The organism is Pseudomonas frederiksbergensis (assembly GCF_003732275.1).
GTDB classification, from domain to species: domain Bacteria; phylum Pseudomonadota; class Gammaproteobacteria; order Pseudomonadales; family Pseudomonadaceae; genus Aquipseudomonas; species Aquipseudomonas frederiksbergensis_H.
On the sequence record NZ_MOBM01000039.1, the window covers coordinates 899,315 to 916,225 of the forward strand.

14 protein-coding genes are annotated in these 16,911 nt (G+C 58.1%); 3 read left to right on the top strand and 11 right to left on the bottom strand.

The window, feature by feature from the left end:
* Positions 1 to 33: 33 nt before the first annotated feature.
* From lpxD to rpsB, 11 genes are all read right to left on the bottom strand, one after another.
* A complete protein-coding gene (lpxD, locus tag BK662_RS30380; protein ID WP_123360620.1) occupies positions 34 to 1,089 on the bottom strand; it encodes a UDP-3-O-(3-hydroxymyristoyl)glucosamine N-acyltransferase in 1,056 nt (351 codons plus the stop codon).
* 3 nt (positions 1,090 to 1,092) lie between these two features.
* Positions 1,093 to 1,596, bottom strand: a complete 504-nt coding sequence (locus BK662_RS30385; protein ID WP_007907155.1) for an OmpH/Skp family outer membrane protein — start codon at positions 1,594 to 1,596, stop codon at positions 1,093 to 1,095.
* 45 nt (positions 1,597 to 1,641) lie between these two features.
* Positions 1,642 to 4,032 (bottom strand): outer membrane protein assembly factor BamA, encoded by a 2,391-nt coding sequence (bamA, locus tag BK662_RS30390; protein ID WP_123360621.1) that lies wholly within the window; start codon positions 4,030 to 4,032, stop codon positions 1,642 to 1,644.
* Between the two features lie 72 nt (positions 4,033 to 4,104).
* On the bottom strand, positions 4,105 to 5,457 hold the full coding sequence (gene rseP, locus BK662_RS30395) for a sigma E protease regulator RseP (protein WP_123360622.1): 1,353 nt from the start codon (positions 5,455 to 5,457) through the stop codon (positions 4,105 to 4,107).
* A gap of 50 nt (positions 5,458 to 5,507) precedes the next feature.
* Positions 5,508 to 6,698: a 1-deoxy-D-xylulose-5-phosphate reductoisomerase gene (gene ispC / locus BK662_RS30400; protein ID WP_123360623.1), complete on the bottom strand. Its 1,191-nt coding sequence runs from the start codon at positions 6,696 to 6,698 to the stop codon at positions 5,508 to 5,510.
* Complete coding sequence (locus BK662_RS30405) at positions 6,695 to 7,501, bottom strand: phosphatidate cytidylyltransferase (protein WP_123360624.1); 807 nt, start codon at positions 7,499 to 7,501, stop codon at positions 6,695 to 6,697. The genes ispC and BK662_RS30405 overlap by 4 nt, the downstream gene beginning before the upstream one ends.
* Positions 7,501 to 8,256 carry a polyprenyl diphosphate synthase gene (uppS, locus tag BK662_RS30410; RefSeq protein WP_123360625.1) on the bottom strand — a complete coding sequence of 252 codons (756 nt, stop codon included), beginning with the start codon at positions 8,254 to 8,256 and terminating at the stop codon, positions 7,501 to 7,503. The genes BK662_RS30405 and uppS overlap by 1 nt, the downstream gene beginning before the upstream one ends.
* A gap of 13 nt (positions 8,257 to 8,269) precedes the next feature.
* Positions 8,270 to 8,827, bottom strand: coding sequence for a ribosome recycling factor (gene frr, locus BK662_RS30415; protein WP_007907979.1), 558 nt, complete (start codon positions 8,825 to 8,827; stop codon positions 8,270 to 8,272).
* Complete coding sequence (gene pyrH, locus BK662_RS30420) at positions 8,824 to 9,567, bottom strand: UMP kinase (protein WP_003172271.1); 744 nt, start codon at positions 9,565 to 9,567, stop codon at positions 8,824 to 8,826. Before pyrH ends, frr begins: the two co-directional genes overlap by 4 nt.
* A 210-nt stretch (positions 9,568 to 9,777) precedes the next feature.
* Positions 9,778 to 10,641: a translation elongation factor Ts gene (gene tsf, locus BK662_RS30425; RefSeq protein ID WP_123360626.1), complete on the bottom strand. Its 864-nt coding sequence runs from the start codon at positions 10,639 to 10,641 to the stop codon at positions 9,778 to 9,780.
* A gap of 192 nt (positions 10,642 to 10,833) precedes the next feature.
* Positions 10,834 to 11,571 (bottom strand): 30S ribosomal protein S2, encoded by a 738-nt coding sequence (gene rpsB / locus BK662_RS30430; protein WP_007907989.1) that lies wholly within the window; start codon positions 11,569 to 11,571, stop codon positions 10,834 to 10,836.
* A gap of 373 nt (positions 11,572 to 11,944) precedes the next feature.
* Between rpsB and map the strand changes: the two genes are divergently transcribed.
* The 3 genes from map to dapC all read left to right on the top strand — a co-directional run bounded on the left by map (position 11,945) and on the right by dapC (position 16,836).
* The gene (gene map / locus BK662_RS30435) at positions 11,945 to 12,727 is read left to right on the top strand and encodes a type I methionyl aminopeptidase (protein ID WP_052966361.1); all 783 of its coding nucleotides are present in this window, start codon (positions 11,945 to 11,947) and stop codon (positions 12,725 to 12,727) included.
* A gap of 45 nt (positions 12,728 to 12,772) precedes the next feature.
* Complete coding sequence (locus BK662_RS30440) at positions 12,773 to 15,475, top strand: [protein-PII] uridylyltransferase (protein ID WP_123360627.1); 2,703 nt, start codon at positions 12,773 to 12,775, stop codon at positions 15,473 to 15,475.
* 158 nt (positions 15,476 to 15,633) lie between these two features.
* On the top strand, positions 15,634 to 16,836 hold the full coding sequence (gene dapC / locus BK662_RS30445; RefSeq protein ID WP_123360628.1) for a succinyldiaminopimelate transaminase: 1,203 nt from the start codon (positions 15,634 to 15,636) through the stop codon (positions 16,834 to 16,836).
* The last annotated feature ends 75 nt before the right edge of the window (positions 16,837 to 16,911 follow it).

Here is a 16,911-nt window from a genome sequence, read left to right on the forward strand (position 1 = left end):
TAGCGGCTGTGCACACTTGATATGGAAATGGTATCAGCCATCTGATGAAGCATTACCGTCAGGGGTCACGTCCCCTACACGCTTTTCCAGCTGTCGCAGACGTCGCGCGATGTCATCGAGCTGACGGATACGTGCCGCGCTTTTGCGCCATTCGGCTGCCGGTTGCATCGCCGTACCGGAAGAATAGGAACCTGGCTCGGTAATCGAGTGGGTCACCATGGTCATCCCGGTCAGGAAAACGTTGTCGCAAATCTCGATATGCCCCACCAGCCCTACGCCACCGGCGAGCATGCAATGCTTGCCGATTTTGGTGCTGCCGGAGATCCCCACACACGCGGCCATGGCGGTGTGGTCACCAACCTGAACGTTGTGAGCGATCTGAATCTGGTTGTCGAGCTTCACACCATTGCCGATAACGGTATCGGCCAGTGCGCCGCGATCGATAGCGGTATTTACGCCTATTTCCACGTCATCGCCGATCGAGACACCACCGATCTGCGCAATTTTCTGCCAGACACCTTTCTCGTTGGCAAAACCGAAGCCTTCACCGCCGAGCACGGCACCGGATTGAATCACCACCCGTTTGCCGATGCGCACGTCGTGATACAGCGTAACGCGCGGGGCCAGCCAACCGCCCTCGCCGATTTCGCTGCGCGCACCGATGAAGCAATGAGCCCCAACGGTCACACCGGCGCCAATACGCGCGGCACTTTCGATCACCGCAAAAGCACCGATGCTCGCCGCCGGGTCGACCACTGCATCCGCTGCCACCACCGCTGTCGGATGAATACCGGCAGGCGCTTTGGGCTTTGGATCGAACAGGTGGGAAACGCGCGCGTAGGCCAGATACGGATCCGGTACCACCAGTGCATCACCGGCAAAACCTTCAGCGTCAGCGGCCTTCAGCAAAACAGCTGCGGCCTGACTGTCAGCCAGGTATTTACGGTATTGAGGATTTGCCAGAAAGCTCAACTGAGCTGGGCCAGCCTCTTGCAAAGTGGCTAGCCCAGTAATTTCCTTCTTCGGGTCGCCACGTAAGGTGGCGCCGAGGAACTCGGCCAACTGGCCGAGCTTTATAGTCGCTGTCATGGGTTACTTCAGCTGATTCATGCGCTCGATAACCTGGCGAGTGATGTCGTACTGAGGCTTGACATCAATCACTGCGCCACGCTCGAAGACCAGGTCAAAAGCACCTTTCTTGATGACTTCTTCCACAGCGCTGTCCAGTTTCGGCTTGAGCTGTTTCAGCATTTCACGGTCGGCAACGGCCTTGGCTTCGTTCAGTTCCTTGGACTGGAACTGGAAATCACGGGCCTTTTGCTTGAACTCGAGCTCCAGACGTTCACGCTCGCCTTGCTGCATTTTGTCGCCGCCGGCCATCAGACGGTCCTGGATACCCTTGGCGCTGCTTTCCAGGCTCTTGAGCTTGGTCAGTTGCGGGCCGAACTTCTTCTCGGCATCCACGGCGTATTTTTTCGCCGCGTCGGATTCCAGCAGTGCCATCTGATAGTTCAGAACGGCGATTTTCATGTCGGCAAAAGCCGGACCTGCTACCAGTACGGTCGCCAGGAGAACCAATTGAGTCAACTTACGCACGATGCACTCCTACAAAATCCATTGTCGTTATCTTGGGTCAGACGCTTAGAACGTCTGGCCGAGGGAGAATTGGAACACTTGAGTCTCAGCGTCATCCGGTTTCTTGACCGGCATTGCCAGTGCGAAGCTCAAAGGACCGAGTGCGGTGACCCAGGTCACGCCTATACCCACGGAACTTGCCAGGTTGTTCAGGCTGATGTCATTGCACTCTGTTTGAGAGGTTGAACCGACGTTTGCGTTCGTCGTTTTTTCGCACTTGGAGTCGAATACGTTACCCACATCCCAGAATACCGAAGTACGCAGGGAACGCTGATCCTTGACAAATGGCAGCGGGAACAGCACCTCGACACCACCCTGGATAAGCACGTTACCACCGAATGGCAGCGGATCCTGGTCTGGGTCGCGGAGGGTACCGGCGTTACCCGTTGCATCCGCGCCGAGGCTAGGGGTACTGCGAGGACCAAGGGTGCTGTCCTTGAAACCACGCACCGAGTTGAAACCACCAGCATAGTAGTTTTCATAGAACGGCAAGCCATCGGTCGAACCGTAACCATCGCCATAGCCCAGCTCTGTGTGCAGGCGCATGGTGTAGTTTTCGGTCAATGGCTGGAACAACTGGCCACGGTAATCAAGTTTGAAGAACGACAGGTCACTACCCGGGGTGGTGGTTTCCAGAGTCAGGCTCTGGGAATGGCCACGGGTCGCCAAGACACCTTTGTTCAGCGTGGACTCGGACCAACCGGCCGAAGCCTTGAAGTTCAGGTAGTTGTCGCCCTCGCGTTCAACGAAGTCGAAAATCTCGTCAACGGTGTACCGACCTGTCTTGATCTTGTCCTGTTGCGCGGTCAGCCCGAAGGTCAGACGCGAAGTCTCGCTGATCGGGTAGCCGACGCTCACGCCCGCACCCAGGCTGTCTACGGCATAGCTGGCCACGTCGACGTCGAGCTCGTCATAGTCGGTGGTGCGGTAGAACGCGTTGTAGCCCAGGCTCACACCGTCAGCAGTCCAGTAGGGGTCGACATAACCGAAGTTATAGCGGCTCTGGTATTCACTGCGAGTCAAACCAATGCTGACCTTGTTACCAGTACCCAGAAAGTTGTTCTGGGTGATCGAACCACCGAGGATCAGACCGGCACTCTGGGCGAAACCGACGCTGGCGGTAATCGAACCGGAGGCCTGCTCTTCAACGCTGTAATTCACGTCAACCTGGTCATCGACACCGGGTACAGCCGGCGTCTCGACGTTGACTTCCTTGAAGAAGCCCAGACGTTCCAGGCGCGTCTTGGATTGATCGATCAGGTAAGTCGAAGCCCAGCCGCCTTCCATCTGACGCATTTCACGGCGCAGCACTTCGTCTTCGGACTTGGTGTTGCCACGGAAGTTGATGCGGTTCACGTAAGCACGCTTGCCCGGATCGACGGCGAAGGTGATGTCGACGGTGTGGTCGTCATCGTGAGGCTGAGGCACGCCGTTGACGTTGGCGAAGGTGTAACCCTCGTTACCCAGGCGACGGGTGATCAGTTCGGACGTGGTGGTCATCAGCTTGCGCGAGAACACCTGGCCTTTCTGAACCAGGAGCAGGGACTTGACCTGGTCTTCAGGCACTTTCAGGTCGCCGCTGAGCTTGACGTCACGAACGGTGTACTTCTCGCCTTCGTTGACATTGACGGTGATATAGACGTGTTTCTTGTCCGGGGTGATGGACACCTGGGTCGAAGCGATATCCATGTTGATATAGCCGCGATCCAGATAGTAGGAACGCAGACGCTCCAGGTCACCGGAGAGCTTTTCACGAGCGTACTTGTCATCGTTCTTGAAGAACGACAGCCAGTTGCTGGTCTTGAGTTCGAACAGGTCGATCAGGTCTTCATCAGGAAAAACCGTGTTACCCACCACGTTGATGTGCTGGATAGCTGCAACGGTGCCTTCGTTGATGTTGACCTTCAGGCCCACGCGGTTACGCGGCTGTGGCACCACTTCGGTATCGACGGTGGCCGAGTAACGGCCCTGAGCGACGTATTGACGCTGCAGCTCGTTACGCACACCTTCAAGGGTGGCGCGCTGGAAGATCTCGCCTTCGGCCAGACCGGATTGTTTGAGGCCCTTCATCAGGTCTTCAGTGGAGATCGCCTTGTTGCCTTCGATCTCGATACTGGCGACCGACGGACGCTCGACTACAGTGATGACGAGGACGTTGCCATCGCGACCCAGTTGGATATCTTGAAAGAACCCGGTTTTGAACAACGCACGAGTGGATTCCACCAGGCGACGATCATCCGCCTGTTCGCCGACGTTCAACGGCAAGGCACCAAAGACGCTACCCGCGGAGACCCGCTGGAGGCCATTGACGCGAATATCAGAGATAGTGAAGGACTCGGCGTGAACTTCGGCGATCATCAATACGGTGAGAACCGCAGTTAGCAGCAGACGTTTCATGAAGTCCTTTCTTATTCCAACTGGCAATAAAAACTGCCGCAAAATGCGGCAGATTCGCAATTCAGCGAAGCGTTACAGTCGACCCAGATCATTGACCAGAGCAAGTAACATCACCCCGACCACCAAACTGATACCGATCTGTATCCCCCAACCTTGCACCCGATCCGACAAGGGACGACCACGCGCCCACTCGATCAGATAAAACAACAAATGTCCCCCATCCAGTACAGGAATGGGCAACAAATTCAGAACCCCCAAGCTAATACTCAGATAAGCAAGGAAATTCAGGAAATCAGCGACGCCCGACTGGGCAGAAGCGCCCGCCACTTTAGCAATGGTTATCGGTCCACTCAAGTTTTTTACCGAGAGCTCACCGAACAACATTTTCTTGAGCGAATCGAGGGTCAGTACGCTCATGGTCCAGGTGCGTCGGGCACCCTCGCCAATCGCAGCCACCGGACCGTAACTGACTTCGCGAATCATCTCTGGTGGCCAATCGACCGCTTTCACCCCGGCCCCCAGGTAACCACTGGGTGACTTGCTCTCGCCGCGAGCGGCCAACGTCACAGGGACGTCGATTTGAGCACCATCGCGCTCGACGCGCAGCATGATTTTGGTATCCGGATGCATACGGACGATGTCGACTACCTGTTGCCAGTCGTCCAACGCCTTGCCATCAAGGGCCAACAAGCGGTCACCGGCCTTCAGGCCCGCAGCCTTCGCCGGCCCTTTCGGATCAAACTCGGCCAGCACTGGTGGCAACGCCGGACGCCAAGGGCGAATACCCAGCGAGCGAATCGGATCTGGCTCATCAGCCCCCTTGAGCCACTTGTCCAATACCAGCTCACGGGGCGAGTCCACCGTGGCGCCCTGTTCGCGGACCAGCAATTGAAGGGAACCGCTCTCACCCAGGCGACGGATCAGCTGCAGGTTCACCGCGGCCCAGCCGGAGGTTGGCTCACCATCGATGGCCATAATTTCCTGGCCCGGGCTCAAACCTGCCTTGGAGGCAATACTGCCGGACTCGACCGCGCCGATAACCGGTCGCACCTGCTCGCTGCCCAGCATTGCCAATGCCCAGAAAAACACCATTGCCAATAGAAAGTTGGCGATCGGGCCGGCCGCGACGATGGCGATACGCTGACGGACAGATTTGCGATTGAAGGATTGATCGACCTGATCGGCCGGAACCTCGCCTTCGCGCTCGTCGAGCATTTTCACGTAGCCACCCAACGGGATGGCGGCGATCACGAATTCAGTGCCTTTGCTGTCGTGCCAGCGCAGCAGCGGCATGCCGAAGCCCACGGAGAAACGCAGCACTTTGACCCCACAGCGACGCGCGACCCAGAAATGGCCGAATTCGTGGAAGGTAACCAGCACACCCAGCGCAACCAGGGTGCCGACAATCATATAGAGCGCGCTCATGTATTTTCTCCGCAACTATCAGTGCTGCATGGGGCAACGTATTGCAGCACTTATCGCCCGTGACGGCTCAACCATTGCCCGGCCAGTACCCGTGCTTTCGCATCAGCCGTAAACACTGCCTCGAGATCATCTACCGCAACCACAGGCTCGAGGTTCAACACTTCCTCGATAATACTCGCGATTTCCAGGTAGCGAACCCGTCCGTCGAGAAAGGCCGCCACAGCCACTTCATTCGCGGCATTGAGCATGGCCGGCGCGCTGTTGCCAGCCTCGGCGGCTTGTCGTGCAAGTCGCAGGCAAGGGAAACGCTCTTCATCGGGCGCCTGGAAATCCAGGCGAGCGATGGCAAACAGGTCCAGCGGCGCAACACCCGAATCGATTCGCTCTGGCCAGGCCAGGGCGTTGGCAATCGGCGTACGCATGTCCGGATTGCCCAACTGCGCCAATACCGAACCATCGATGTAGTCGACCAGCGAATGAATCACGCTCTGCGGGTGAATCACCACTTCGACCTGGGAAGGCGTGGCGTCGAACAGCCAGCAGGCCTCGATCAGCTCGAGCCCTTTGTTCATCATGCTGGCCGAATCCACCGAAATCTTGCGCCCCATGGACCAATTCGGGTGCGCACACGCTTGCTCGGGGGAAACATGCGCCAGTTCAGCCAGGGGTGTCTGCCGGAACGGGCCGCCAGAGGCTGTGAGCAAAATCCGACGTACACCGACCGCGCCAAGCCCACGTGCGAAATCCTGCGGCATGCACTGGAAAATCGCATTGTGTTCGCTGTCGATCGGCAGTAGCACTGAACCGCTTTTGCGCACAGCCTGCATAAACAGCGCACCGGACATCACCAGTGCTTCTTTATTGGCCAGAAGAATCTTCTTGCCGGCCTCGACCGCCGCCAGGGTCGGACGCAAGCCCGCCGCACCGACAATGGCCGCCATCACCGCATCGACTTCCGGATCGGAGGCGACCTGACACAGGCCCTCCTCCCCCACCAGAACGCGGGTCGACAGACCGGCCGCGCGCAACTCGTCCTGCAACCCCGGGGCAGCGCCAGCTTCCGGCACGACGGCGAAGCGCGGCGAATGACGCACACACAATGCCAGCAACTCACTCAAGCGAGTGAAACCGCTCAAGGCGAAAACCTGATAACGCTCGGGATGACGGGCAATGACGTCAAGGGTACTCAGACCAATCGAACCGGTCGCTCCCAGCACGGTAATCTGTTGTGGGCGGCTCACGGCGCAGCCATCCACAGCAGCACGGCGAATACCGGAATCGCCGCCGTCAGGCTATCGATGCGATCCAGCACGCCGCCGTGACCGGGCAGCAGATTACTGCTGTCCTTGATCCCCGACTGGCGCTTGAACATGCTTTCGGTGAGGTCGCCGACCACTGAAATGAATACGATTATTGCGGCACCGAACAGCCCCATCAGCATCTGAACGAAACTCCAGTCCCGCACAAAACCGACGATGGCTGTAATCACCAGACTCATCAGCAAGCCGCCGTACACGCCTTCCCAGCTCTTGCCAGGACTGACCTGTGGCGCCAGCTTGCGCTTGCCGAAGGCCCGACCGGAAAAGTACGCACCGATATCGGCCCCCCAGACCAGCACCATCACCGCCATGATCAGCCAATTGCCCAAGGGCTCCTGCTTGATCAACACCAGGCCTTGCCAGGCCGGTAACAGAATCAACAAACCGATCACCAGTTTGCAGGCTGCACTGGCCCAGTGTTCGCTGGACTGTGGAAAGGTCAATACCAGATAGGTAGCCACGCCCCACCAGATCACTGAGGCACCCAACACCCAAGGCGCGAGCCCCGGCACGATATGCATGACAAACAGCACCAACGCGACCACAGCCGCATAGGCAACGCGAATCGATTGAGCAGCGAAACCTGCCAGACGCGCCCACTCCCACGCTCCGAGCGTCACCACCAACCCGATGAACAGCGCAAAACCGGACCCTTCGAGCAGGAAAAACCCGCACAGGGCAATCGGCAGCAGAATCAGCGCCGTGATGATTCGTTGTTTAAGCATTAAACCCGGGCTCCAGCCTCGACCTGCTCGCTCGTTTTACCGAAGCGACGCTGGCGAGAAGCGAAATCGGCCAGCGCTTTGCGCATGGCGTCGTGTTTGAAGTCCGGCCAGAACAGGTCGGAGAAGTACAGCTCGGCGTAAGCCAGCTGCCACAGCAGGAAGTTGCTGATGCGATGCTCGCCACCGGTACGGATGCACAAGTCCGGCAACGGCAGATCACCGGTGGCCAGACACGTTTGCAACAGCTCGGGAGTAATGTCTTCCGGACGCAGATGCCCGGCCTGAACTTCCCGTGCCAGACGCTGCGCGGCTTGCGCAATGTCCCATTGACCGCCGTAGTTGGCGGCGATCTGCAGGACAAAGCGGTTGGCACCGACAGTCATCGCCTCGGCTTCGCGCATGGCGGCCTGAAGCTCCGGGTGAAAACGCGAACGATCGCCAATAATGCGCAAACTGATGTTGTTGTCGTTGAGGCGCTTGGCCTCGCGACGCAACGCCCTGAAGAACAAATCCATCAAGGCACTGACCTCATCGGCCGGGCGCTGCCAGTTCTCGCTGGAGAAGGCGAACAAGGTCAGTACTTCGACCTTGGCCTCGGCACACACCTCGATTACTGCACGAACCGCATCCACACCCGCTTTATGCCCGGCGACACCCGGCATAAAGCGTTTTTTCGCCCAGCGATTATTCCCATCCATGATGATCGCGACATGGCGCGGCACCGCGGGCGGTGCAGTCTGCTTTGTCTTATCCATTAAAACGTGACCCTTATACGGCCATCAGGTCTTTTTCTTTCTGCGCCAAATTCGCGTCGATTTCAGCCACGTACTTTTTGGTCAGATCATCAATTTCGCCAGTAGCGCGACGTTCTTCGTCTTCGCTGATTTCCTTTTCCTTGACCAGATCCTTGAGCTGGCTGTTCGCGTCACGACGGATGTTGCGCACCGCAACACGGGCATCTTCAGCGACATCACGAGCCTGCTTGGTGAAACCCTTGCGGGTTTCTTCGGTCAGGGCCGGCATGGAGATCAGCAGCAATTCACCGAGGTTGGTCGGGTTGAGGTTCAGACCCGCGCTACCGATGGCTTTGTCGACGGCACCCAGCATGTTGCGCTCAAAGGCAACCACTTGCAGGGTACGGGCGTCTTTAACGGTGATATTCGCCACTTGCTTGATCGGCGTGTCGGAACCGTAATACGGCACCATCACGCCTTCAAGAATGCTTGGGTGCGCCTGGCCCGTACGAATACGACCGAAGTTGTGCGCCAGCGACTCGACGGATTTTTTCATGCGCTCTTGAGCGTCTTTTTTGATTTCGTTGATCATTGTTGGCCTTCCTCGATCAGGGTCCCTTCAGCGCCGCCATGCACGATGTTCAGCAAGGCGCCGGGCTTGTTCATGTTAAATACGCGCAGCGGCATCTTGTGGTCGCGGCACAGGCAAATGGCCGTCAGATCCATCACGCCCAGCTTGCGATCCAGTACTTCATCGTAGGTCAGATGATCGAACTTCTCGGCATGCGGGTCTTTGAATGGATCAGCCGTGTAAACGCCATCGACCTTGGTTGCCTTGAGCACGACGTCAGCGTCGATTTCGATTGCACGCAAGCAGGCTGCCGAATCCGTGGTGAAGAACGGATTACCGGTACCGGCCGCAAAAATCACGACTTCCTTGGCATTCAGGTGGCGCATGGCTTTGCGGCGATCGTAGTGATCGGTCACGCCCACCATGGAAATGGCCGACATCACGATGGCCGAGATATTGGCACGTTCCAGCGCATCGCGCATCGCCAAGGCGTTCATCACAGTGGCCAGCATGCCCATATGGTCGCCAGTCACCCGATCCATGCCCGCCGCGCTGAGCGCCGCGCCGCGGAACAGGTTGCCGCCACCGATCACCAGACCGACCTGAACACCGATGCCGACCAGTTGGCCAACTTCCAGCGCCATGCGATCCAGAACTTTGGGGTCGATCCCGAACTCTTCCGAGCCCATCAGGGCCTCGCCGCTAAGCTTGAGTAGAATGCGTTTATAGCGAGCCTGATAACCACTGCCCTGCTGAGCCATTGCGAATCTCTCCTGCGGCGTATTTTAAAAATTCTTTGCGAGCTGTTTACAGCTGGCGTTCACTCTAGCTTGGCACTGCTTCAGCGCCATCGGAACATGGCTTTGTAAGCCAGTTCCAAAAGGAAACCAATTAAAATTGGCAACCCCATCTGAAAAGAGGCTGCGCGCGTGAGCGGGCAGCCTCTTCAGGGCGACAGTTAAAAAACCGTCTTATTGCTTGGCGGCAGCCAGCTGGGCAGCAACTTCTTCAGCGAAGTTGTCGACCGGCTTCTCGATGCCTTCGCCTACTTTGAAGTAGGTGAAAGAAACGATTTCAGCACCGGCTTTCTTGGCCAGTTCGCCGACCTTGATTTCAGGGTTCTTGACGAACGCCTGCTCAACCAGGCTCGCTTCAGCCAGGAACTTGCTGATACGGCCTTTGACCATGTTTTCAACGATGTTTTCTGGCTTGCCAGCGATCTTGTCAGCGTTGAGGGTCAGGAACACGCCTTTCTCGCGCTCGACCGCTTCAGCGGAAACTTCCGATGGCAGCAGGAATTCAGGGTTGGTGGCCGCTACGTGCATAGCGATGTCCTTGGCCAGCTCAACGTTGCCGCCTTTAAGAACAACCGCGACACCGATCTTGTTGCCGTGCAGGTAACCGCCAACAACATCACCTTCAACGCGAGCCAGGCGACGGATGTTGACGTTTTCGCCAACCTTGCCGACCAGAACCAGACGATCGGCTTCTTGAGCTTCGATCAGCGGAGCGACGTCAGTCAGCTTGTCAGCGAACGCTTTTTCTACGCTGCCAGCAACAAATGCCTTGAAGTCGTCTTGCAGGGCCAGGAAGTCAGTCTGCGAGTTCACTTCCAGCAGAACGGCGGATTTACCGTCTTCTTTAAGAGCGATCGCGCCTTCAGCGGCAACGTTGCCAGCTTTTTTGGCAGCCTTGATGGCGCCCGAAGCACGCATGTCATCAATGGCTTTTTCGATGTCGCCGCCGGCCTTGGTCAAGGCCTTTTTGCAATCCATCATGCCTTCGCCGGTACGCTCGCGCAGTTCTTTGACCAACGCTGCAGTAATCTCTGCCATTTTCAAATTCCTCTTGGATAGGTTTTCAACCATTCCACCCGATCGAACGGGCGTTCAATTCTTCCCGAACTACCCTTGTTAGCTGCTGCACGTTACAGATGCTGTAGCTGCGCTGCTCACAAATGGTTTTCGAGGTGGCAAAAAGGGGGCCAAGCCCCCTTTTTGCTTACTGAGTCAACGCCAGGGCGTCAATTACTCAGCTGCAGCTGCCGGAGCTTCTTCAACGAACTGCTCGGTGCCGCCAGCAACGTGGTTGCGACCGCGGATTACAGCGTCAGCCATCGAACCCATGTACAGCTGGATAGCGCGGATTGCGTCATCGTTGCCTGGGATGATGTAGTCAACGCCTTCCGGGCTGCTGTTGGTATCGACTACGCCGATAACCGGGATGCCCAGCTTGTTGGCTTCGGTGATCGCGATGCGCTCGTGATCAACGTCGATAACGAACAGAGCGTCTGGCAGACCGCCCATGTCCTTGATACCACCCAGGGAACGATCCAGCTTCTCAAGATCGCGAGTGCGCATCAGCGCTTCTTTCTTGGTCAGCTTGGCGAAAGTACCGTCTTCGGCTTGGACTTCAAGGTCACGCAGACGCTTGATGGAAGCACGGATGGTTTTGAAGTTGGTCAGCATGCCGCCCAACCAGCGGTGATCGACGTACGGCGAACCGCAACGTGCTGCTTCTTCAGCAACGATCTTGCCAGCGGAACGCTTGGTGCCTACGAACAGAATCTTGTTTTTGCCCTGGGCCAGACGCTCTACGAAAGTCAGAGCTTCGTTGAACATTGGCAGGGTTTTTTCAAGGTTGATAATGTGGATCTTGTTACGCGCGCCGAAAATGTATTTACCCATTTTCGGGTTCCAGTAACGGGTCTGGTGACCGAAGTGCACACCGGCCTTCAGCATATCGCGCATGTTGACTTGGGACATGATAGTTCCTTAATAAGTCGGGTTTGGCCTCCACGTATCCCAATGACCAACCAGCAGCATCAGCTGAAGGCACCCAGGTCATCGTGTCGACACGTGTGTGGATTTAAGCTTTCCAGGGTATCCCCGGAAAGCGGCGCATTTTATATCACAAGGCAGAAAAAAACGGAACCCGGATTCTGAAAACCTGGGGAATGCTTTTGGCCCCCGCCTTGGAATCCCCCCAGAATGCGCCATCCTATAGAGAGAAGCGATGCACAGAGGCTCAGATTTGCGCTGATCGTCTGATAGAATCGTGTTTTTCAGGGCCGCGACAATTATTCGCGCAATGCCCATTTCGTTTTAGAAGGCGCCATTGAGCGCAGAGAGAGCCTGTATGACCGTCACCCTCAAAACCCCAGAGGACATCGCAAAAATGCGGATCGCCGGCAAATTGGCCGCCGATGTGCTGGAAATGATTGCCGATTATGTCAAACCGGGTGTCACCACCGAAGAGCTGGACCGCATCTGCCACGACTATATCGTCAATGAGCAGAAAGCCATCCCTGCCCCGCTCAACTACAAGGGCTTCCCGAAGTCGATCTGCACCTCGATCAACCACGTGGTTTGCCACGGCATCCCGAACGAGAAACCGTTGAAGGATGGCGACACGCTGAACATCGACGTCACCGTGATCAAGGACGGTTACCACGGCGACACCAGCCGCATGTTCCACGTCGGTTCCGTGCCGGTCTGGGCCGAGCGCCTGTCCCAGGTGACTCAGGAATGCATGTACAAGGCCATCGAACTGGTCAAGCCCGGCTGCCGCCTGGGCGATATCGGTGAAGTGATCCAGAAGCACGCGGAAAAGAACGGCTTCTCGGTGGTTCGTGAGTTCTGCGGCCACGGCATCGGCAAAGTGTTCCACGAAGAACCGCAGATCCTGCACTACGGTCGCGCCGGCACCGGCATGGAACTGAAAGCCGGCATGACCTTCACCATCGAGCCGATGATCAACCAGGGCAAGGCCGACACCAAGGTGCTGGGCGACGGCTGGACCGCCATTACCAAGGACCGCAAGCTGTCGGCACAGTGGGAACACACCCTGCTGGTGACCGAAACCGGTTACGAGATCTTCACTTTGCGCAGCGACGATACCATCCCGCGCGTTTCGGCCTGATCTCGCCCGCTCCGTTCCCAGCCTTATAGAAAGGAAAGCCAATCGATGCCGCAGGTGGATCCCGAACTCTTCGACCGCGGCCAGTTCCAGGCTGAACTGGCCCTGAAGGCAAGCCCTATTGCTGCTTTCAAGAAGGCGATCCGCCAGGCCCGCGAGGTGCTCGACGAGCGGTTCCGCAGTGGCCGGGATATTCGCCGGCTGATCGAGGATCGCGCCTGGTTTATCGATAACATCCTGCAACAGGCCTGGGAACAGTTTAACTGGAGCGAAGACGCCGATATCGCCCTGGTGGCGGTCGGCGGCTACGGTCGCGGCGAGTTGCACCCCTACTCCGACATCGATCTGCTGATTTTACTGGACAGCGCCGATCACGAAATTTTTCGGGATTCCATCGAACGCTTTCTGACGTTGCTGTGGGACATCGGCCTGGAAGTCGGCCAGAGCGTTCGCTCGGTGGACGAATGCGCCGTCGAGGCCCGTGCCGACCTGACGGTCGTCACCAACCTGATGGAAAGCCGCACCATTTGCGGCCCCGAGCGGTTGCGCCAGCGCATGCTGGATGTCACCAGCACCGCGCACATGTGGCCGAGCAAGGACTTCTTCCTGGCCAAGCGCGCCGAGCAAAAGGCCCGTCACCACAAATACAACGACACTGAATACAACCTGGAACCCAACGTCAAAGGCTCGCCCGGCGGACTGCGGGATATTCAGACGATTCTGTGGGTGGCCCGTCGCGAATACGGCACCCTGAACCTGCGGGCCCTGGCGGGCGAAGGCTTCCTGGTGGAGAGCGAAAACGCCCTGCTGGCTTCCTCTCAGGAATTTCTGTGGAAGGTACGTTACGCATTGCATATGCTCGCCGGCCGCTCCGAAGACCGCTTGCTGTTCGATCACCAGCGCTCGATTGCGGGGCTGCTGGGTTTCGAAGGCAATGACGCCAAACAAGCCATCGAAAACTTCATGCAGCAGTACTACCGGGTGGTCATGAGCATTGCCCAGCTCAGCGACCTGATCATCCAGCACTTCGAAGAAGTGATCCTGGCCCCCGAAGACGAAGCACCACCACAACCGATCAACTCGCGGTTCCAGCTGCACGACGGCTACATCGAGGCGCGTAGCGATAACGTGTTCCGCCGTACGCCATTCGCCATGCTCGAGATCTTTGTGCTGATGGCCCAGCAACCGGAGATCAAAGGCGTACGCGCCGATACCATCCGCCTGCTGCGCGAGAACCGTCATTTGATCGATGACGACTTCCGCAACGATATTCGTAATACCAGCCTGTTCATCGAGCTGTTCAAGTGCAAGATCGGCATCCACCGTAATCTGCGGCGGATGAACCGTTACGGCATCCTCGGGCGTTATCTGCCGGAGTTCGGTTTCATTGTCGGGCAAATGCAACATGACCTGTTTCACATCTATACGGTCGACGCGCATACCCTGAACCTGATCAAGCACCTGCGTAAGTTGCAGTACACCCAGGTGTCGGAAAAATTCCCGCTGGCCAGCAAGCTCATGGCCAAACTGCCCAAACCCGAACTGATTTACCTGGCGGGCCTGTACCACGACATCGGCAAGGGCCGGCATGGCGATCACTCGGAAATCGGCGCCGTGGATGCCGAAGCCTTTTGCCAGCGCCACCAGCTGCCGATCTGGGACAGCCGCCTGATCGTGTGGCTGGTGCAGAACCATCTGGTGATGTCGACCACAGCCCAGCGCAAGGACCTGTCCGACCCGCACGTGATCCACGATTTCGCACAGACCGTCGGCGATGAAACCCGCCTCGATTATCTGTATGTGCTGACCGTTGCGGACATCAACGCAACCAACCCGACGCTGTGGAACTCCTGGCGCGCGAGCCTGTTGCGCCAGCTCTACACCGAGACCAAGCGCGCCTTGCGTCGTGGCCTGGAAAACCCGGTGGATCGCGAAGAGCAGATCCGCCAGACCCAGAGCGCGGCGCTGGACATCCTGGTACGCGGCGGCAACGATCCGGACGATGTCGAGCAACTCTGGGCGCAATTGGGCGATGACTATTTCCTGCGCCACACCGCCGGCGACGTGGCCTGGCACACTGATGCGATCCTGCAGCAGCCGGCCGATGGCGGCCCGCTGGTACTGATCAAGGAAACCACCCAGCGCGAGTTCGAGGGCGGTACGCAGATTTTCATCTATGCACCGGACCAGCACGACTTCTTCGCCGTGACCGTGGCGGCGATGGACCAGCTCAATCTGAACATTCACGACGCCCGGGTCATCACCTCCAGCAGCCAGTTCACCCTCGATACTTACATCGTGCTCGACACCGATGGCGACTCGATCGGCGACAACCCGGCACGGGTCAAGCAGATCCGCGAAGGCCTGACCGAAGCCCTGCGCAACCCGGACAACTACCCGACCATCATCCAGCGTCGGGTGCCGCGCCAGCTCAAGCATTTCGCGTTTGCGCCACAGGTGACGATCCACAACGACGCCCAGCGTCCGGTGACGGTACTGGAGCTAAGCGCCCCGGACCGCCCCGGCCTGTTGGCGCGGATCGGCACGATCTTCCTCGAGTTCGACCTGTCGCTGCAGAACGCCAAGATCGCCACCCTGGGCGAGCGCGTGGAAGACGTGTTCTTCATCACCGACGCCAACAATCAGCCGCTGTCCGACCCGTTGCTGTGCAGCCGTTTGCAGGATGCAATCGTCGAGCAGCTGAGCGTCAGCCAGGAACCCGATATCAAACTGTCACGCATCAGTTTCTGAACCAACAATTTTCCCCTGTGGGAGCGGGCTTGTGTGGCGAGGGAGCTTGCTCCCGTTCGACTGCGCAGCAGTCGCAAAGCTTTTGGGGCCGCTTCGCGACCCAGCGGGAGCAAGCTCCCTCGCCACACAAGCCCGCTCCCACATTTATAGAGGCCCCCATGAACAACGCTCTGAACCAGTTGCAGCCCTACCCGTTCGAAAAGCTCCGCGCCCTGCTCGGCAGCGTCACGCCAAACCCGGATAAACGCGCCATTGCGCTGTCCATCGGCGAGCCGAAACACCGTTCGCCGAGCTTCGTCGCCGAAGCACTGGCAAGCAATCTGGATCAGATGGCCGTGTACCCGACCACCCTCGGCATCCCGGCGCTGCGTGAAGCCATTGCCGCTTGGTGCGAACGCCGCTTCAGCGTCCCGAATGGCTGGCTCGACCCGGCGCGTAATGTGCTGCCGGTCAACGGCACCCGCGAAGCGCTGTTCGCCTTCACCCAGACCGTCGTCAACCGTGGCGATGATGCGCTGGTGGTCAGTCCGAACCCGTTCTATCAGATCTATGAAGGTGCAGCGTTCCTCGCCGGCGCCAAGCCGCATTACCTGCCGTGCCTGGACGAGAACGGCTTCAACCCGGATTTCGATGCCGTTTCGCCAGACATCTGGAAGCGCTGCCAGATCCTGTTCCTGTGCTCGCCGGGCAACCCGACCGGTGCGTTGATTCCGGTCGAAACCCTGAAGAAACTGATTGCCCTGGCTGACGAATACGACTTCGTGATCGCCGCTGACGAGTGCTACAGCGAACTGTACTTCGATGAACAAACCCCGCCGGCCGGCCTGCTCAGCGCCTGCGTGGAACTGGGGCGCAAGGACTTCAAACGCTGCGTGGTGTTCCACAGCCTGTCCAAGCGCTCCAACCTGCCAGGCCTGCGTTCGGGCTTTGTGGCCGGTGATGCGGATATCCTCAAGGGTTTCCTGCTGTATCGCACCTACCACGGCTGCGCGATGCCGGTTCAGACCCAACTGGCCAGCGTTGCCGCATGGAATGATGAAGTGCATGTGCGCGCCAACCGTGCGCTATATCGTGAGAAATACGATGCGGTGCTGGAGATTCTCAGCCCGGTGATGGATGTGCAGCGTCCAGACGGTGGTTTCTACCTGTGGCCGAATGTGAATGGCGATGATGCGGCGTTCTGCCGGGATCTGTTCGAGCAAGAACACGTGACCGTCGTGCCGGGCTCCTATTTGTCCCGCGAAGTCGATGGCGTCAACCCTGGCGCCGGCCGTGTGCGCATGGCGCTGGTCGCGCCGCTGGCGGAGTGCGTGGAAGCCGCCGAGCGAATTCGTCATTTCATTAAAACCCGCAACAATTAAGCCCCCCACGCCTGCACCGCGCAACGCGGTGCAAGGCAACTAAAAAAACCAGCCTAACTATTTTAACTTATTCCA